Source organism: Frateuria sp. GZRe12, assembly GCF_051900535.1.
Classification (GTDB): domain Bacteria; phylum Pseudomonadota; class Gammaproteobacteria; order Xanthomonadales; family Rhodanobacteraceae; genus Frateuria_A.
On sequence record NZ_JBHZGI010000008.1, the window covers coordinates 49,034 to 67,309 of the forward strand.

General features: G+C 67.7%; 19 protein-coding genes. 4 read left to right on the forward strand and 15 right to left on the reverse strand.

The features are described from left to right. Positions 1–33 precede the first annotated feature (33 nt). From hutI to ACFWZ4_RS15565, 3 genes are all read right to left on the reverse strand, one after another. Positions 34–1,263 carry an imidazolonepropionase gene (gene hutI, locus ACFWZ4_RS15555; RefSeq protein WP_439705574.1) on the reverse strand — a complete coding sequence of 410 codons (1,230 nt, stop codon included), beginning with the start codon at positions 1,261–1,263 and terminating at the stop codon, positions 34–36. Further along, positions 1,260–2,681 carry a chloride channel protein gene (locus ACFWZ4_RS15560; RefSeq protein ID WP_439705575.1) on the reverse strand — a complete coding sequence of 474 codons (1,422 nt, stop codon included), beginning with the start codon at positions 2,679–2,681 and terminating at the stop codon, positions 1,260–1,262. Before ACFWZ4_RS15560 ends, hutI begins: the two co-directional genes overlap by 4 nt. Before the next feature lie 67 nt (positions 2,682–2,748). Beyond that, positions 2,749–4,314, reverse strand: a complete 1,566-nt coding sequence (locus ACFWZ4_RS15565; protein WP_439705576.1) for a GNAT family N-acetyltransferase — start codon at positions 4,312–4,314, stop codon at positions 2,749–2,751. 93 nt (positions 4,315–4,407) lie between these two features. On the opposite strand from ACFWZ4_RS15565, the gene ACFWZ4_RS15570 reads away from it, so the two are divergent. From ACFWZ4_RS15570 to ACFWZ4_RS15580, 3 genes are all read left to right on the forward strand, one after another. Then, entirely contained in the window at positions 4,408–5,787 is a 1,380-nt protein-coding gene (locus ACFWZ4_RS15570) for a formimidoylglutamate deiminase (protein WP_439705577.1), read from the forward strand. 88 nt (positions 5,788–5,875) lie between these two features. Next, entirely contained in the window at positions 5,876–6,034 is a 159-nt protein-coding gene (locus ACFWZ4_RS15575) for a hypothetical protein (protein WP_439705578.1), read from the forward strand. A 303-nt stretch (positions 6,035–6,337) separates the two neighbouring features. Then, complete coding sequence (locus tag ACFWZ4_RS15580; protein ID WP_439705579.1) at positions 6,338–7,600, forward strand: MFS transporter; 1,263 nt, start codon at positions 6,338–6,340, stop codon at positions 7,598–7,600. Positions 7,601–7,719: 119 nt separating this feature from the next. Here the strand turns inward: ACFWZ4_RS15580 and ACFWZ4_RS15585 are convergent, their stop codons facing one another. Next, a complete protein-coding gene (locus ACFWZ4_RS15585; RefSeq protein ID WP_439705580.1) occupies positions 7,720–8,964 on the reverse strand; it encodes an ectonucleotide pyrophosphatase/phosphodiesterase in 1,245 nt (414 codons plus the stop codon). Between the two features lie 47 nt (positions 8,965–9,011). On the opposite strand from ACFWZ4_RS15585, the gene ACFWZ4_RS15590 reads away from it, so the two are divergent. Next, entirely contained in the window at positions 9,012–9,422 is a 411-nt protein-coding gene (locus ACFWZ4_RS15590) for a hypothetical protein (RefSeq protein WP_439705581.1), read from the forward strand. A 61-nt stretch (positions 9,423–9,483) separates the two neighbouring features. Here ACFWZ4_RS15590 and ACFWZ4_RS15595 read toward each other — a convergent pair whose 3' ends face one another. The 11 genes from ACFWZ4_RS15595 to ACFWZ4_RS15645 form a co-directional block, all read right to left on the reverse strand. Then, on the reverse strand, positions 9,484–9,993 hold the full coding sequence (locus ACFWZ4_RS15595; protein WP_439705582.1) for a methylated-DNA--[protein]-cysteine S-methyltransferase: 510 nt from the start codon (positions 9,991–9,993) through the stop codon (positions 9,484–9,486). A gap of 147 nt (positions 9,994–10,140) precedes the next feature. After that, on the reverse strand, positions 10,141–11,634 hold the full coding sequence (locus tag ACFWZ4_RS15600) for an AlkA N-terminal domain-containing protein (protein ID WP_439705583.1): 1,494 nt from the start codon (positions 11,632–11,634) through the stop codon (positions 10,141–10,143). A 70-nt stretch (positions 11,635–11,704) separates the two neighbouring features. After that, positions 11,705–12,544: a class I SAM-dependent methyltransferase gene (locus ACFWZ4_RS15605; RefSeq protein WP_439705584.1), complete on the reverse strand. Its 840-nt coding sequence runs from the start codon at positions 12,542–12,544 to the stop codon at positions 11,705–11,707. Positions 12,545–12,852: 308 nt separating this feature from the next. Then, complete coding sequence (locus ACFWZ4_RS15610) at positions 12,853–13,257, reverse strand: DUF6326 family protein (RefSeq protein ID WP_439705585.1); 405 nt, start codon at positions 13,255–13,257, stop codon at positions 12,853–12,855. Between the two features lie 56 nt (positions 13,258–13,313). Beyond that, on the reverse strand, positions 13,314–14,015 hold the full coding sequence (locus ACFWZ4_RS15615; RefSeq protein ID WP_439705586.1) for a DUF4386 domain-containing protein: 702 nt from the start codon (positions 14,013–14,015) through the stop codon (positions 13,314–13,316). Positions 14,016–14,058: 43 nt separating this feature from the next. Beyond that, positions 14,059–14,595 carry a DUF2884 family protein gene (locus ACFWZ4_RS15620; protein ID WP_439705587.1) on the reverse strand — a complete coding sequence of 179 codons (537 nt, stop codon included), beginning with the start codon at positions 14,593–14,595 and terminating at the stop codon, positions 14,059–14,061. 23 nt (positions 14,596–14,618) lie between these two features. Next, on the reverse strand, positions 14,619–15,263 hold the full coding sequence (locus ACFWZ4_RS15625) for a hypothetical protein (RefSeq protein ID WP_439705588.1): 645 nt from the start codon (positions 15,261–15,263) through the stop codon (positions 14,619–14,621). A gap of 62 nt (positions 15,264–15,325) precedes the next feature. Next, positions 15,326–16,336, reverse strand: a complete 1,011-nt coding sequence (locus tag ACFWZ4_RS15630) for an ABC-2 transporter permease (RefSeq protein WP_439705589.1) — start codon at positions 16,334–16,336, stop codon at positions 15,326–15,328. Next, positions 16,333–17,190 (reverse strand): ABC transporter ATP-binding protein, encoded by an 858-nt coding sequence (locus tag ACFWZ4_RS15635; protein WP_439705590.1) that lies wholly within the window; start codon positions 17,188–17,190, stop codon positions 16,333–16,335. Before ACFWZ4_RS15635 ends, ACFWZ4_RS15630 begins: the two co-directional genes overlap by 4 nt. Beyond that, on the reverse strand, positions 17,187–17,561 hold the full coding sequence (locus tag ACFWZ4_RS15640; RefSeq protein ID WP_439705591.1) for a GntR family transcriptional regulator: 375 nt from the start codon (positions 17,559–17,561) through the stop codon (positions 17,187–17,189). Before ACFWZ4_RS15640 ends, ACFWZ4_RS15635 begins: the two co-directional genes overlap by 4 nt. 3 nt (positions 17,562–17,564) lie before the next feature. Continuing rightward, positions 17,565–17,888 (reverse strand): hypothetical protein, encoded by a 324-nt coding sequence (locus tag ACFWZ4_RS15645; RefSeq protein WP_439705592.1) that lies wholly within the window; start codon positions 17,886–17,888, stop codon positions 17,565–17,567. Between the last annotated feature and the right edge of the window lie 388 nt (positions 17,889–18,276).

Here is an 18,276-nt window from a genome sequence, read left to right on the forward strand (position 1 = left end):
ATACTTCCCGTCAGGCGGGAAGGTAGGCGAGCGCTACAGCCTGACGGGAGCGCCTGCGCTCCAAAGCGACTGCAGCAGATCGCCGCCGATCCAGTAGCACAGCTGTGCGGGCATGCGGGCTTTCCAGACGGCGAGGTCCGCCCGCTGCCCCACGGCCAGCGATCCCCGGTCGGCCAGGCCCAGCGCGCGCGCCGCGTTGACGGTGACCCCTCGCAAGGCTTCTTCGGGCGTCATCCGGAACAGCGTGCAGGCCATGTTCGCAGCCAATCGCAACGAAAGCAGCGGCGAGGTGCCCGGGTTGCAGTCGGTGGCGATCGCCATCGGCACGTCGTGCGCACGCAGCATGTCGATCGGTGGCAGATGCGTTTCGCGAAGGGCGTAAAAGGCGCCCGGCAGCAGCACGGCCACGGTGCCGGCGGCGGCCATCGCGCGGACCCCCGACTCGCTCAGGTGCTCCAGATGGTCGGCGGACAGCCCACGGTACCTTGCGACCAACGCCGCGCCGTCCAGGTCGGAGAGCTGCTCGGCATGAAGCTTCACAGGCAGGCCGAGCGACCTGGCGCGCTCGAACACGCGCTCGGTTTCCATGCGGGTGAAGCCGATCCCTTCGCAGAAGGCATCGACCGCGTCCACCAGGCCCTCGGTGGCCAGCGCCGGCAACATCACGTCGCACACCTGCGCCACGTATTCCTCGCGCCGCTCGCGGTACTCCGGTGGCAGCGCATGCAGGCCGAGGAAGGTGCTGCGCACGCCGATGCCCAACGTTTCGCCGATGCGCCGCGCCACCCGCAGCATGCGGCGTTCAGTGTCGAGGTTGAGCCCGTAGCCGGACTTGATTTCCAGTGTGGTCACGCCGTCGCGAAGCAGCGCGCGCGCGCGCGGCAGGCTCTGGCGCAGCAGTTCGTCCTCGTCCGCCGAACGGGTGGCGGCCACCGTCGAGGCAATGCCGCCGCCGGCGCGGGCGATCTCCTCGTACGTCGCGCCATTCAGACGCAGATCGAATTCGTGCGCGCGGTCGCCGCCGAACACCAGGTGCGTGTGGCAGTCGATCAGCCCGGGCGTGACCAGCGCGCCGTCGAGGGTTTCGACGGTCGCGGCCAATGTATCCGCGGCACCGGGGAGTTCCGCGGCGGGACCTGACCACGCGATGCGGCCGTCCTTGATGGCCAGCGCGCCGCGTTCGACCACGCCGAACGGACGTTCGCCAACGAAGGTGGCCAACGTGGCGTCGACCAGCAAATGATCCCAGCGCGGCGTGGTCACGGCTTCTCCTGCGGTGCGTCGGCGGGAGCCGCCGGTTCATCGAAGGCGCTGCTGCGCCCGACGTGCTCGACGGGCTCGGGCGGAACGTGCCGGGCGGCTTGCTGTCGCTCGAACTCCTGCACCAGGCGTTCGGCGAAATCCTTGTAGACCGGCGTGGGGCTGAGCAGCGACGAAACGGCGCGGGCCAGCAGGCAGGCGGCCATGACCGGGATCACCATCGACTGGTTGTCGGTCAGCTCCATCGCGATGACGGCCGAGGTGAGCGGCGCGCCGGTCACGCCCGAGAGGTACGCGCTCATGCCCAGCAACACCACCGCGGCGGCCGGCACCCCCGGCAGGAAGTGGGCGATGTTCTGGCCGAGCCCGGCGCCCACCGCCAGGGCAGGCGAGAAGATGCCGCCCGGAATACCCGCCCAGTACGACACCACGTTGGCGCCGAGCTTGGCCAGCCCGAAGCTTGCGCCCGGCGTCACCGCCGCTTGCTGCACGATGGCGCGCGCCTGGTCGTAGCCGGTGCCGTACACCGATCCGTGGAACAGCACGCCCAGCACCGCCAGCACCAGTCCGCAGCCGGTGGCGAAGGCGACCGGCCAGCGCGCGCGCAGCGCGCCGACGCGCGCCAGCGGGCCGCGCTTGCTGAGCAGGATCAGCCGCGCGAACAGGCCGCCGAGCAGCCCGCAGACGACCCCGCACAACAGCACCGCCAGCCATGCGTGACCCAGCGGCAGGTTGACGTCGACCTCGCCGAAGTACGCGTAGTTGCCCATGATTCCCAACGACACCACGCCGCCGACGATCACCGCGGTAAGCAGCAATCCGCTGAAGCGGTGCTCGAAGGTGCCAGCAAGTTCCTCGATCGCGAACACGACGCCGGCGAGCGGCGTATTGAATGCCGCCGCGATACCTGCGGCGCCGCCGGCCAGGATGAAGCGCGAGGCGGCCTTCGGGTCGCTGAAACCGAAGCGCCGGGCGAAGGTATAGAACAGCCCTGCGCCCACGTGCACGGTCGGCCCCTCGCGCCCGATCGAGGCGCCGACGGCCAGCGCAATCAGCGTAAGCAACATCTTGCCTGCCGCGATCGGCAACGAAAGCATGTTCCTGCGGAACGATTCGTCTTCCACGTGCAGCGTCGCGATCGCCTGCGGGATACCGCTGCCGCGGGTGGCCCGGAACCGTCCCGACGTCACCCACGACAACAGCCCGAAGACTACCGGCGTCAGGATCAGCGGGATCCACACGCCGTGCGCCAGGATGCGCAGGAACAACTGGTAGGCCCAGGTGCTGGCCTTGGCGAACAGGATGGCGGCCAGCGCCACCAGCACCGCGCCGCTCCACAGCGCGATGCGCCGCTTCCACTGGTGCGGGGCGAAGAATTCGTGGCCGAGCAGGGCCTGCAGGCGGGGGTTGGATGGGGGCATCGGGGCATTATCGCAGACTGCGGATGACGGCCAGGACGCCGACCTCCTGTCGCGGCCCATGGCGCTCCTACAAGGGATTGGGACGCCAGCGCATTTCGTACAGGTCGAACCGGCGGTCCTTGAGGTTGGTCACGGCGCCGGCGTTGCGCGCGCGAGCGAGGCTTTCCAGTCGCAGGTCGGCGAACAGCACCGTCTCGATGTTCGGCGTGGAGTCGGCGGCCACGCCGTCGCGCGCGAACGGGAAGTCGCTGGGCGTGAGGATGCAGCTCTGGCCGTACTGGATGTCGAAATTGTTGACGCCCGGCAGGTTGCCCACGTTGCCCGACAGCACGACGTAGCACTGGTTCTCTATCGCCCGGGCCTGTGAGCAGTAACGCACGCGCAGGTAGCCTTCGCGCACGTCGGTGCAGAAGGGTACGAACAGGATCAGCGCGCCCTGGTCGACCAGGTGCCGCGCGACCTCGGGGAACTCCGAGTCGTAGCAGATCATCACGCCGATCGGGCCGCAGTCGGTCTGGATGGTCGCCGCGCTCTCGCCGCCGGTGATGTTCCACACGTTGCGCTCGCTGGGGGTGGGATGGAGCTTCTCGCGCTCGTGCAGCGAGCCGTCGCGAAGGCACACGTAGCAGACGTTGTGGATGTCGCCGTTGGGCTGTTCGGTGGGGTGAGAGCCGGCAATGATGTTGATGTTGTAGCGCACCGCCAGGCGGCCGAAGAGTTCCTTCACCTGCGGCGTGTACTGGCTGAGCTTGCGGATCGTGTCGACCGGCGAAAGCTCCTCGTTCTCGATCGACAGCAATTGCAGCGTGATCAGCTCGGGGAAGGTCACGAAATCGGCGTTGTAGTCGGCCGCGATGTCGGTGAAGTATTCCACCTGCGTGGCGAATTCCTCGAACGAGCGGATGCGCCGCTGGGAGTACTGCACCGATGCCACGCGCACCAGGTCGGGCAGGTGTTTGGGCGAGGGAATGGATGGGATGTCGGGATGATCGAGCAGACTCGGATTGCGCCATACCAGATGCGCCGCCCAGCCGAGCGACTCATGGTCCGACGGCACGTAGCCGCGCAGCAGGCCGATCACCTCGAAGCCGTTGGCGAGCTGGAAGCTCAAGGTAGCGTCCCGCCGTTCGCCCGAGACCACCGCCTGCACGTAGGCCTCGGCGCTGCCATAGCGGCCGATGTTCTTCGCCAGCCCGGGAATGCGTCCGCCGAACACGATGCCGCGCAGCTTCAGGTCCGTGCACAGCCGCTTGCGGGCGTGATAAAGCCGCTGGCCGATGCGCATGCCGCGGTAGTCGGGGTGCACCACCACTTCCATGCCGTACAGCCAGTCGCCGTCGGCCTTGTGGCGCGAGCCCATGCCGCCGCCGGTGATCTGTGCCCACGTGTGCGGCTTGAGCGCGGTGGCTTCGTCGATGCGGAAGGTCGCGCAGTAGCCGACCACCGCGCCGGCGTATTCGACGACGAACTGGCCCTCGGGAAAGTGCGTCTGCTGGGAGCGCAGCATCTCGGCCGAATGACCCCATTCGGGCGAGTAGACCCGGCCGGTGAGGGCGACCAGCGCCGGCACGTCCTCGGGGCGGGCCTGGCGCAGCAGCAGCTTGGCGGTTTGCTCGGGTGTCTTCTTGGGCATGCGCGCCAGTATCCGAAACGGTGTGTCGTGGAACCGTTGCCGGGGCGGAAGGCCGACGGGCGCTACACTTGGACGTCTGCCAGGGAGACGTCCATGACCCCATCCAACCGCATCCGCCGTTGCCATGCCGGCCATCTGTGGCAGGGCGAGGGCTGGACCCGCGACGGCATCTTCGGCATCGACGCCGACGGCATGCTGCAGGCGGTGGAGGACGGTCCCGCCGAGACGCTTGGAAGCTGGGTGCTGCCTGGCATGCCCAACCTGCATTCGCACGCGTTCCAGCGCGCCATGGCGGGGCTGGCCGAGCGGCGGGGAAAGGCGGATGACAGCTTCTGGAGCTGGCGCGAGACCATGTACGCGTTCGCCGCCGCGGTCGGCCCGGACGAGTTGAAGGCGATCGCCGCGCAGCTCTACGTGGAAATGCTCAAGGCCGGCTATACCCAGGTCTGCGAGTTCCACTACTTGCACCATCGCCCTGATGGAACGCCCTACGCGCCGGCCGAGGCGATGTCGCTGGCGCTCGTCGATGCGGCGCGCGAGGCGGGTATCGCGCTGACCCTGCTGCCGGTTCTCTACATGCGCGGCGGTTTCGATGGACGGCCGCTGGGTGCGCGGCAGCGCCGCTTCGGCCATGAGGTCGACGCCTACCTGCGCCTGCTCGAAGCCCTGCGCGCCCGGCAGACCCCGGACCTGCGGGTTGGGATCGCCTTGCACTCCCTGCGCGCGGTACCGGAAGACGCGCTGCAGGCCGTGTTCGCCAGCGGCCTGGCGCAGGACGCGCCGATCCACATCCACATCGCCGAGCAGATCGGCGAAGTGCAGGATTGCCTGTCGATCCGTGGCGCACGCCCGGTCGAATGGCTGCTCGACCACGCCGAGGTCGACGCGCGCTGGTGCCTGGTGCATGCCACGCACCTGAGCGAAAAGGAAACCGCCCGCCTGGCGCGCAGCGGCGCGGTCGCCGGGCTGTGCCCGACCACCGAGGCCAACCTGGGGGATGGCCTGTTCCCGCTGGCCGACTACACGGACGCGGGCGGCACGTTGGGCATCGGCTCGGACTCGCACATTTCGGTGTCGCCGGTGGAGGAACTCCGCTGGCTCGAATACGGCCAGCGCCTGGCCACGCGCCACCGCAACATCGCGGCGCGCCGCGAAGGCGCCAGCGTCGGCCAGACGCTTTGGCGTGCCGCGCTGAAGGGCGGCGCACAGGCCTCGGGCCTGCCGGTCGGCGCACTGCTGCCGGACCATCGCGCCGACCTGCTGGTGCTCGACGATGGCTCGCCGCTGCTCGCCGCGCGCGAGGAGCCCGCTCTGCTGGACAGCTTCATCTTCGCCGGCAACACGCCGCTGGTGCGGGACGTGATGAGCGGCGGGCGCTGGGTGGTGCGGGATTTCCGTCACCATGACGAGGCGCGCATCGCGCAGCGCTACCGCGATACCGTGCAGCGGCTCAGGCAGCTGCCGCCAGGCTGAACGGTCGGCGCGCAGCACGCCGGCGGCGTGTCATCGCGGCATCGAGCAGGGCGTTCCGGGATTTACTTCCCAGACCGAGGAACGCCTCATGCGCCTTACATCGATGTTTGCCCTCGCCCTGCTGTTGGTGGGCAGCCTGTCCCTGGCCGGTTGCGTGGTCGTGCCGGCCCACCGCGCCGGCGTGTGGGTGCCGGGGCACTGGGCCTCGCACCATGTCTGGGTTGCAGGTCACTGGCGCCATCGCTGATCGCGATGCAGCCCTTCTGGAAATGGAAACCCGCCAGTGCTTCGCGCAGGCGTTGCCTGGCGGCGGGCCGGTCAAGGGGCGTTGTTGGCGGCGGACCGCAGACCTCCGGCCGGGTACCGGTTACCGGCAGGTCGATGGCGTAACAGCGACCATCATGGGCAACATTCCCGCGAGCCCCAACCCCTCGATCCGGAGGGGTGAGGGAGCAAAATCCCGGCGCGTGGAGCTTGCGCGGGTGGTTTGCCGCAGCCGCGCAGAGGACAATGGCGCTTCCCACCCGCCACGGCCCGCCAAAGGCAGCCGATGAATGACTACCCCGTGCCGGCCATCGGCAGCGACGACGGATCGCTGATCCGCCACGGCACCCCGCTGTTCCGACAGGCGAACCTGGCGCTGTTCGCCGCCGGTATCGCCACCTTTGGATTGCTGTACTGCGTCCAGCCGCTGATGCCCGAGTTCAGCAAGGACTACGGCGTGAGCGCGGCCACGAGCGCGCTGTCGCTGTCGCTGACCACGGGCGTGCTGGCCTTTGCCATGCTGTTCGCCGGCGCGGTATCCGATGCCTGCGGGCGCAAGTCGGTGATGACCGTATCGCTGATCGCCTCGGCGCTGCTGGTGCTGCTGAGCGCGATCGTGCCCGGCTGGACCAGCCTGCTGGTCCTGCGCACGCTGCTTGGCATCTCACTGAGCGGGCTGCCCGCCGTGGCGATGACCTGGCTGAGCGAGGAGATGCACCCGGATTCGATCGGCCTGGGCATGGGCCTGTACATCAGCGGCAACGCCATCGGCGGCATGGGCGGACGGCTGGTCACCGGCGTGCTGGCGGATTTCTTCGACTGGCGCGTGGGCGTGATGGTGGTGGCCGGCATCGGCCTCGCGTCCGGCCTGATGTTCTGGCGGCTGCTGCCGCCGTCGCATCATTTCGAGCGCCAGCCGCTGCGGCCGCGCACGCTGCTGGCACGCTTCGCCCGCGTTTTCCGCGATGCCGGCCTGCCGTGGATGTTCGTCGAGGGCTTTCTGCTGCTGGGCGCCTTCGTCACCGTCTACAACTACATCGGATACCGGTTGCTCGCGCCGCCTTACAACCTGAGCCAGGTGGTGGTCGGGCTGATCTTCAGCGTGTACCTGATCGGCACCTTCAGCTCGGCATGGATGGGTCACCTGGCCGGCAGGCTTGGCCGCCGGCGCGTGCTGTGGACGACCTTCGTACTGATGCTGGCGGGTGTCGGGCTGACCGCGTTCCGGCCACTCATCCTGGTGATCGCCGGCGTGGTGGCGGTGACCTTCGGCTTCTTCGGCGGGCACTCCATCGTCAGCAGCTGGGTCGGCCGGCGCGCGGGCAACGCCAAGGCGCAGGCCTCGTCGCTGTACCTGTTCGCGTACTACATGGGCTCCAGCCTGGCGGGGGCGGGTGGCGGTCTGTTCTATGCGGCGCGAGGGTGGAATGGCGTAGCCGCCTTCATCGGCGCGATGGTGCTGGCCGGGCTGCTGATCGCGTGGCGGTTGTACTTCCTGCGGCCATTGCCGGGGCCGCCGTCGCCGGGGACGGAGCCGCCGCTGCCCTGAGGCGGCGTGGTTGTCCAGGCGAGCCGGTTCGATCCAGCGTGAGCACCCTGTGCGCGATTGCGGGCGCTCGCTCCCGGCGATCGCGCACAAGGGTGCTCCTGCAAGGACTTCGCGTTTTCTCAGCGCGCGGCAGGTTCGAGCATGTCCTTGACCGCGTCGTAGTCTCCGTCGCTCGGCTGCGGCGGCAGACCGAGCAGGTGCACCATCAGCGGATAGACGTCCACGTTGGGAAAAGGTGGAACCATGACGCCGTCGCGAAAGGCCGGTCCGTGCGCCACGAACAGCGCCCGCATCTGCGGCGCCGCGTTGTCGTAACCGTGTTCGCCCACGCTGATGTGGCCCTTGTGCGAAGCCAGCCAGTCCGCCGTGGTGATGCGCCAGCCGACATTGGCCAGGCACAGCAACTGCGGCACCCGCGGATTGTGGCCATACGCCAGGCGCGCCGGCACGCGCGTCTTGTCCCAGCACTGCATGTGCGGGTGCGGGCGTTCCATGCGCGCCTCGATCGCGGCGAAGTCGTGCCCGGGCTTGGGATTGAAGCCGGCCAGCACGCCCAGGCTCACCACCTGTACATCATCGAGGCCCAATTCGCGCTCGATCAGCACGCTGTGGTCCAGCGGCACCGGCGCCATGCCATGGTCGGCCAGCACGATCAGGTTGATGCGGTCGAACAGCCCGCGCTGCTTGAGGCCCTGCACCAGTCGCGCCAGCGCCTGATCGGTTTCGCGCAAGGCCTGCTCTACCTGCGGCGAGTCCGGGCCGTGGTAGTGGCCGGCATGGTCGACGTCATCGAAATAAAGGGTGAGGAAGCTTGGCCGCCGGGCGGCCGGAAGATCCAGCCAGGCCAGCACCTGGTCGACGCGCTGGTTCGGCGTCACCGTGCCGTCGTAGGGCTCCCAGTGGTCAGGGTGGCGGCCATGGATGTCCGCTTCCGTTCCCGGCCAGAACATCGTCGCGGTGAGCAGGCCGTGGCGGTCGGCGGTCTCCCAGAGCGGCGTGCCTTCGGCCCACCAGCGTCCATCGCTCACCGCCTTGCGGTTGTGCAGCGAGAACTTGCCCAGCTGCGCGTCGTACATGGTGTTGTTGACGATACCGTGGTGGTCCGGGCGCAGGCCGGTCACGATCGTGTAGTGGTTCGGGAAGGTCAGCGACGGAAAGGACGGCTGCATCGCCGTGCGCACGCCATCGTGCGCGAGCATCGCCACGGTGGGGGTCAGGCCCCGGTCGAGATAATCGGCGCGATAGCCATCGATGGAGACCAGCAGCAGGGGCGTCGGCTTGCCCGCGTCGGCGGGCGGCGTGGTGGCGCAACCGGCGCTGAATACCAGCAGCAGGCAACACGACAGGCGAAACAGGTTTTTCATAGAGGGGCTCGTACGATGAAACAACTCCCCATCATCGCATCGCCCCCATGTCGCTCAAAACCCGTGCGTTCTTACGCCTGTGGCCAGCCGCCTTCGCGCTGGCGGCGCCTGCGGCGGCATGTGCCTGGCAATCGCAACCGGCGCCGCCGCGTCCGGTGATCGTCGTCCAGCCGCCCGCCAGCACGCGCTTCCAGCAAACCGTGCGGGAAAACCAGGTACGCGACCAATTGCAGAAGAACCAGGTCGAAGAGCAACTGCGGCAGGTCCGCGTGGATACGCTGCGTCGGCCACAGGCCGCCAACACACTCCACGCGGCACGCCTTGACCAGGCCGACCAGGGACAGCGCGAGCTCTACCGCGCACGCCAGCAGGATCTGCTGGATCGCTACCAGAGTGCGGTCGCGCCTCCGGTCGTGCATTCGGGCAAGGCGCCGGCGTCCTCGCGCAGCAGCGACTGACTACGACGCGCCGCCCGGCAATCGGGTCGACCTTCGCGGATCTGCGCGCGACCTGCAGCGATCAGGTCACCAGGCCGAACAGGTCGCCGCGCGCGACGCCTTCTTCCATCGCCAGCAGGAAGCGTTTCGTCGGCAGGCCGCCACCGAAGCCGGTGAGGCTGCCGTTGGCGCCGATCACGCGATGGCAGGGCAACACGATCGGCAGGGGATTGCGGCCGTTGGCGGCGCCGACCGCGCGCATCGCCTGCGGCTGGCCGATGCGGCGCGCCAGTTCGCCATAGCTGATGGTCGCGCCGTAGGGGATGCGCGCCAGCTCCTGCCACACCGCCAGCTGGAATGGCGTGCCGAGCGGATGCAATGGCAGCTCGAACACCTGTCGCGTGCCGGCGAAGTACTCCTCCAGTTGCACGCGCGCGAAGGCCAGCGCCTGCGGCGAGTGTGTCCACGAGGACGCCGGCTCGCGCTGATGACGGCCGGTCTCGAACCAGACCTCGCGCAGGCCCTGCTCGTCGGCGACCAGGCGCAGGCGGCCGATGGGAGTGGACAGGTTGTCGTACCAGACAGGGCTCATGTGGGCTGTTCGTTACGTTGTGAAGCACTCCGACTCCGGCCCTGGGGCTTGTGCCCAGGGCGAACGGAGGCGGGTAAATCCGTCTTCAGGGTGAGCAGTCGTTCGTTCCGAGCGTAGCGCAGCGAAGTCGAAGACCATGGCGCGCACTCACGGGCGTTTCCTGGACGGTGACGCCTGGTCCGCGACACCGCGCCAAAGGTGCATCACCGCGTAGGCACGCCAGGGCCGCCACGCCTCGGCCAGGGTCGAGAGGGCGCGCGTGCTCAGTTCGCCGCCATCACCGGCAGCGGCGCGGCGCAGGATAAGGTCGGCCGCGGGGAAAGCATCCGGATGACTCAGCGCTCGCATCGCCATGTAGTGCGCCGTCCACTCGCCGATGCCGGGCAGCGCGGTCCAGCGCGCCACGAACTCGTCCAGCGGCTGCTCCGCGCGGAAGTCCGCGCGGCCGTCCAGCAGGGCGCGGGCGATGCCTCGGATGGTTTCGGCACGTGCGTTGATCACGCCCACCCCTCGCAAGTCGGCATCGACCAGCCGTTCGGGCGTGGGAAACAGCCGCGCCAGGCCGGGCAGCACGGGCGTGGGCAGCGGATCGCCCCAGCGATCGACGATGCGCGCGGCGAGCGTCCGCGCCGCGGCGACGCTGACCTGCTGGCCGAGCACCGCGCGCACGGCGATCTCGAAACCATCCCACCCGCCGGGCAGGCGCAGGCCCGGCCGCCGGCGCAGCAACGGCGCGAGCACGCCACCGGCACCGAGCGTGGCGGCGATCGCGCGGGGTTCCGCATCGAGGTCGAACATGCGTCGCAGCCGAGTCACCAGCCCCAGCATCCGCTCCGGCTGCGGGCAGTGCAGTTCCAGCTTGAGCGCGTGCTCGCCACCCGGCCAGGCCGACAGGCGCAACCAGCCCGCTACTTCGGCGGGACCGAACACGCGCGCGTAGGCATGCGCGTCCACCTGCTCGATGCCGGGGAGGGCGCGCGTACGCAGGAAGTCCAGCACGGCATCGAAGTCGTATGGAGGCCGGTAGCCCAGCCGCAGCACCAGCGCATCCCCGTTTCCGGGCGCCCGTGGCTGGCGGCGAAGTTCGCGCGGCGCGATACGGTTGGCCTGGGCAAATGCCGCGTTGAAACGGCGCAGGCTGCCGAACCCGGACGCCATCGCCACCTCGGTCACCGGCAACGCGGTTTCGGTCAGCAATTGCTTGGCGAACAGCAGCCGGCGCGTGGTGTGCACGTTGAGCGGCGGTGCGCCCAGGTGTTCGACGAACAGCCGGCGCAGCTGCCGCCCGCCCACGCCCACGCGCGTCGCCAGGCTTTCGAGCGAAGCCTCGGCCAGCGCACCGGCATCGATCAATTTCAATGCGCGCGCCACCACGTCCTCGCCGCGATGCCACGCCGGGTTGCCCGGCGCAAGTTCCGGCCGGCAGCGCAGGCACGGACGAAAGCCGTCCGCCTCGGCCGCCGCGGCATTGGCGTAGTAGCGCACGTTCGACGGTCTGGGCGAGGGGGCAGGGCAGACCGGCCGGCAGTAGATGCGTGTGCTGGTGACGGCGGTGAAGAACAATCCGTCGAAGCGGGCATCGCGGCTCAGGCGCGCCTGCTCGCAGAGGTGGTCGGGAAGGGCATCTCGTAACGTAGGCATGCAGCGCAGGCTAGCACTGCGTCTGGCGCGGAACTCGCCATCTTCGGACATCGATGTGTCGTGTTGCCTGCTAGGGATCGCAGCGTTGCAGCCAGAAACTTCCGCCGTCGGGCGGGTTGTCGCCAAGGAAACGTCGCAGCTCGCGCGGGTGGATCTCGCGTGCTATCGCGCACCCGTAGACCACACGGAAGCAGCGATTGAAATCGAGGAAGGCCTGCAGCAGATATTGCTCGTTCCACGAAAAGCCCATTTCGATCCATTCCTTCGGGTAGTCCGCGGGAATGAAGATGTCGTGGAAATGGACGTACACCCCGGGCTTCAGTCTGGGCAGCACCTGCAGGATGATGCGGTTGACGTCGCTGCCGGTCTTGGACACGTGCGAAGAGTCGACGAACAGGATGTCGCCGGCATCGAGCGAGGTGAGCATGGCGATCGGCAAGTCCTGGGCGCGACGGTCGAGCAGGGTGATCTCGCCCGCGTAGTGCGCCTCGCGCAGGAACGGCCTCGGGTAGGGTTCCACGCAGGTGATCGCGGCCTCCCCACCCAGGAAGCGCTTGTTGACGTCCATCATCAGCAGCGTGGAATAGCCGGAGCCGATCTCGACGATACGCCTGGGCCGGGCCATCTTGAGCATGCAGAACAGCACGCGGGGATCCTGCCGTTCGAACTGGCCGTTGAAATCGTAGAAGCGATCGAGCTGATCATCAGGCGGCCCCTCGCTGGCGTAGTCGTAGCCTTCCATCAACGCGGGGAACACTTCGGTCAACAGGCGTCGATGCCCGGCGGGATCGAGGTCCAGCCCGGCCGGTTGCGCCACTTCGCCCCAGAGCCTGTCCTCGTCCGCGAGCGTCTGCCGAACGTCCACCACCGGGGAATAGAAGTGGCCATCCGGAAACGCGGGGCGCGCCATATGAGGCGCCGGGCCGCCACTTCCTGCCGTGGGGTTGCCGCGTGGGGCACCGCTGATGCCGGTCATCGGAACGACCTCCCGGCTAGGGGGACGCGCTGGCGTGTCGGGCCTGCCCTGTCTGTCGGGCCGGTTGCACCCGGAACGGTTGCGGGCGCGCGCGAAGGGCGCACGCGGTGGCCCATCGTGGCGAGCGGCCTGACGAGGATTGCCGTGCGCATGTAGTCTCCGCTGACGGGCGACCGACCATCTGCCCCTCGGAAGAACATGCGCCCTCGCGCGTCATCGTCCGATAAACGCGCGGCGTGCAATCAGGGCGTCTGGCGTGGCCACCGCCAGGCGTATCCGATCACGGCGAGTTGCATGGCAATCTCCACCAGGCTCATGAATACGTAGAACGTCCACGCACCCGGCAGCGTCACAAGCACGATCCCGGTCAGCGCGACGCCGACAAGCAGGTTGAGCCAGCGCGCCGCCTGCGGCGGCAGCACCAGCGACAGGAAGATCATCACCGCCGGGACGGCCAGGAGGACCGAGACGGCCAGCAGCGAGCCCTGGCTCGTCGGCCCCAGCGGGCCCATGCCCTCGAGAATGTCCCTCAAATTGCCGGGACGGTACAGGCCCCAGAAGTCGCCGTAGACGTAACAGAACATGATCGCCGTCCACAGCGCGGACAGCTTGAAACGCACGTGGATCTTCAGGTCATGCAGCGGCATCGGGGCCATCGCTTCCGTGTCGGCGGCCGGATCGGGTAGCCCGTCCGGGGTCATGGTCAGGCGGACCGGGCAGTCGCGAGCTTCGCGGGAAGGCGTACGCCAATGACCAGCAGCCACAGGCAGATGCCGATCTCGCCCAGGGATGCCGGCAGCATGATGTAGTCCGCCACGGCCGAAGTCGGATAGCCAGGCAACAGCAGCGTGGCGAGGAAATCGGCCAGATAGCCCAGCCCGCCCAGCATCAGCAGCGCGCCCAGCAGCCGGGGCAGGAAACCGGATTTGCTCACCAGGTACCCGAAGGGAAGCAGCCACAGGCCCCAGAAGATCTCCAGCACCATCAGACCCTGCCGGTATGCATCGAGCTGGAGCATGACCTGGGCCTGCCGTTGCCCGCTGTCGAGCGACTGCAGGGAGACGGCGGGGTGAAGTAGCGACAGCACCGACAGGTGATGCGACGCGTTGGCAAACGCGACCGGCACGCTGGGGACGGCAAACGCGACCATCAAAAGGGCGGCGGTCCTGCCGCTGGCGCCGAGCAGCCGGTACAGCGCCAGCGGCAGCAGCAGGAAGGCGACGTTGCAGGCCAGCTCGGCCAGGATGCCGAGCCGGAACAGCGTTTCCGATTGAACGAGCCGCGCCACGGTCGCGGTCGCATCGCCATGTGCCGAAAGCTGCGAAGGCACGTAGCCCAGGTAGAAGATGCCGGTGAGCACCGTGACCAGGTAGAGCAGGCCGGCAATCCTCGCGTCCTTTTTCATCCGAACCTCCGTGTTCCGTCCCTGGCCGTCCGGGCGGGATAGGTCATGGACCCTTCGAGCAGTCGTCATCGTCGCCATCGATGATGGTGGCGAACGGCTTGAACGCGGCAAGCGAGCTGGCCAGGCCGTTCTGGGCGACGCGGATCTGCTGGATGTCCATGCAGATCTTCGATGTTTCCTGGTCGATGCGATGCGTGGCTGCGTCGAGCCGGGCGTCGGCCTGTTCGCTGTCGCCGCCGGTCACGTGCGCCGCGGCATTCTTCAGCGACTGGACCCCGACCGCCGCGCCCGCCTTGCCGGTGGCCACGCCGTGCTCGCGCACGGCGCGGGCGCTTCGGTAGTACTGCTTGAGCAATTCCTGCTGCGTGGCATCCACCGCCACGTCCTGGCCGTCGATCACCAGACGGCCGGTGGCGTCCAGGAAGGCTTCGGTGCCGCCGGTACCGTGGAGCGTGACCTTGTCGCCATTCACGACGATGCCGCCGTTGGCGATCGTGGTCGTGTCGGGTCCGTTGCCGCAGCCGGCTAGCAGGAGACCGGCTGCGAGGGCGAGAACGAAGCTGGAGTTTCGAGAGAACATTCCTTGACCTCCGAAAGACTGGATCAGTTGTCGTCGCGCCCGCAGTCGTCGACGTCTTTCTGCGTCATGGTCGCGTAGGGGCGGAACTCCGGCATGACGGCGGCCAGCTTCTGTTGCGAGCCGAGCAGCCCCGGCAGACGCTGGCACAGCTTCATGGCGGCGATCTTGATCTGCTCGGCCTGCGGCTTGATGCCGGCCTCGATCTCCTTGTCGCTCTTTCCGGTAAGCGCGCCCCAGATCGCTTCCTTGGCAGCATGGGTGCCGAGATTGGCCCCTTGTTCGCCGATGTCCATGCCGGCCTCGGCGATCCCGATGACCTGCTGGCGGTAATCCAGCAGCAGGGTGTGCTGCTCGGGCGTCGCCTCCGCCGTCTTGCCCGCGATCAGCAGGTCGCCCTGGGGCGTGATCGCGGCCTTGGGGAGCGAGCCGCGATCACGATGCTCGCCATGGCCGACATGGATGTGGTCGATGTCGATGTCCTTGGTCGCCAGTTCCCGCTTGGCCTGCTCCATGGCCTTGTGGATTTCCGAAGAGATCATCGCCGGCGAGGTCTGCTTGTCGACTTCCGCGGCCGCTTGCTGGGCATCGGACTGTCCGGAACGATCGCACCCGGCAATGGGTAGCAATAGGACCAATGCAAGGGTGCCGGCGATCGCGTGGGTCTTCATGGGAGTGCTTCCGTTGAAATGAGCGGCCTCAGATGCTGGGCGGTGGGACGTTGCGTTTGCGATCAACCTTCGTCGCGCCAGCGGCGGAACCAGATGGCTGCCGCGATGAGCGCCGCACCGGCCGCCACGCCGATCCACAGGTTGACCGAGCCGAGCAACTGGTAGGTGTTGCCGAGGTTCATGAAGTCCAGGTTGTTGTTGCCGGTGTGGATCACGCCGTCGCTGGCGATCAGGCTGGCACCGGGGAAGGCGCTGAACAGGGCGCGGGCCACGATGTTCTGCCAGAACCAGCCGGCCGGCAGGTTGAACAACCCCATGATGCCGAACCAGGTGACCAGCAGGCCGGTCGCGACCGGCAGGGCGATGGCCCACAGGAACGGCTTTGTGCGGGCCCAGGCCGAGCACGCCATCAGCCAGCCGACCGAGGGCAGGGCCCACAGCAGGTACAGCGGGATCTGGCCGATCATGTTGAGCGTGACGCGCACCGGATGGGCGAGCATCAGCAACTGCCACACGTTGATGCCGTGGAAGGACAACGTCGTTGCCACGATCAACAGCTGCAGGATGCCTGCGGCGATGCCGACCACGGTCGCGATTACCGGGGCCAGGAGGGTGGCGCTGACGACCTTGGACAGCACCGTCTCGGTATCCGACAGCGGCAGCGACTTCCAGAACAGGATGCTGCGGTCGCGCCGCTCGTCGTAGATGGCGCCCAGGCAGTAGAAGAACACCACGAAGCCCAGCACCACGAAGATCAGCGCCATCGAGGAGTACATGGCCATGTCCAGCGCCATGCCGACCTGGCTCATGTCGCCCGCGTCCATCTGCGAGATGACGCTCTGCAGATTGCCTCCGGCGAAGTGTTGCTTCGCTGCCCCGAGTTCACCGATGTGGATGCCGTGGCGGGCGCCAATCACTTCGGCGGTGATGATGCCCATGATGTTCAACAGCAGGAATATGCCGCCGGTGACCAGCGGCGCCCACAGGAAGCCGCCGCGGTGTTCCCAGAACTCGCGCCTGACGAGCCAGTACAGGTTGCTTCCGGGCGTGTTGTTGCCGACAAGGGTTTTCATGCGTAGGTCCCTTTCATGGTGGCGACGAAGAGGTCGCTGACGGAAGGCCGGCGGATTTCGCCCAGTGCCTCCAGCGTCGGGCGGTCGGCGCCGTCGAACAGGAAGATGCTCTTGCCAAAGACCTGGCGTTCGTCGATCGGCTGCAGTGCACGTGCGGCCGCGGCCTTGTCGGCGTTGACCATCACTTCGGCGAAGCGGTCGCCGACGGCTTCCATGTCGGTGTCCAGCACGATCTTGCCGTCGCGGATGAACATCAGGTCGGTGAGGATGTGCTCGATCTCCTCCACCTGGTGAGTGGTGACGATGATCGTCTTGTTCTCGTCGAAGTAATCCTCCAGCAGGCTCTGGTAGAACTGCTTGCGGTAGAGGATGTCCAGGCCGAGCGTGGGCTCGTCCAGCACCAGCAGGCGCGCGTCGATGGCCATCACCAGGGCGAGGTGCAATTGCACGATCATGCCCTTGGACATCTGCCGCACGCGCTGGTCGGGCGTGAGCTTGGTGCGCTTGAGGAAGCCCTCGCACTTGGCGCGGTCGAATCGCGGGTGGACGTGGGCGACGAAATCGATCGCCTCGCGCACGCGGATCCAGCGCGGGAGCACCGCCACGTCGGCGATGAAGCAGACCTGCTCCATCAGCTTGTCGCGCTGGGTGCGCGGGTCGTAGCCCAGCACGTTGAGCTCGCCGTCGAAGGAGGTCAGGCCCAGGATCGCCTTGAGCGCGGTGGTCTTGCCGGCGCCGTTGGGGCCGATCAGTCCGACGATCCGGCCGGACTGGATCTCGAAGTTCACGCCGTCCAGCGCGACCGCGTTCTTGTAGCGCTTGCTCAGGTTCCGCGCGGTGACGATGGCGCTCATGGCTTGAGTTCCGTGGTGGCCGGCGCGTCGCGCATCAGCGTTTTGAGATCGAGCCCCAGGCGCTGAAGGCGCGCAAACAGGGCCGGCCATTCCTCGCGCAGGAAGCGCTCGCGCTCGGATTTCAACAAGGCCTCGCGGGCCCCTTCGATGACGAACATGCCCAGTCCTCTCCTTTTTTCGACCAGTTGATCGTCGACCAGCTCCTGGTACGCCTTGGATACGGTCAGCGGATTGATCTGGAAATCCGCCGCCACCTGGCGCACCGACGGCAGCGGATCGCCTTCGTTCAAGGCGCCATCCAGGATCATCGCCACCACGCGTTCGCGCAGCTGGCGGTAGATCGGGACGCTGTCGTTCCAGGTGATGGTCATACGTTATTCCTTGCTGGCACGGGCAAGCTGGGTGCCAAACGAATAGTAGGGCATGGCCAACTGCGCCCCGAGCAGGGTGGCGCCCGCTTCGGCAGGCGTGCCAAGGACCGGCGCCAGGGTGGCGCTGGTGATGTCGGAGCCTTCCATCAGGGCGGCGGCACGCAGGTCGCTGGCGCTGGGTTTCACTTCGACGGGGGCGAGATTGACCACGCGGATACCGTTGATTTCGGAAACCGGCGCGGTGCGCACGGGGTTGTTCAAAGTGGCCAGGCTCGTCGCGGTAATCAGCGTGGCGGCGGCCAGGGCGATCAGGTTCTGCGCTTTCATGGCGGGTCTCCTTAGTGACCTCGTGGACCGGTGTTGTAGTGAACTATAACACCATCTCCGAAAACGTCAACAGGCAATCGGCCATGACTGATGGCCTATCTGCGAAAATGGTTATCCGTCAGTGTGTTAGGCGCTTGCGCAGAGGCGGGCCTCACGCCGGATGCCTCTGTCCGAGTGGGCAACTGTCCCTTCTCCGGGCGTCACTTCCGGAAAAAGGCGGGAATCCGTGTTGCTCTGACAAGCGGATTCCCGCGTTCGCGGGAACGACGTAGGGACGAGAAGGGGAGTCGCCCGGAACCGACCGGTGCGCCGGCGCGCGAGGAGTGGCTTCAGTCCACCTAACCCCGTTACCCTCGCGCGCAAACCGTTGGGCGAAGCCCGGCCTGCG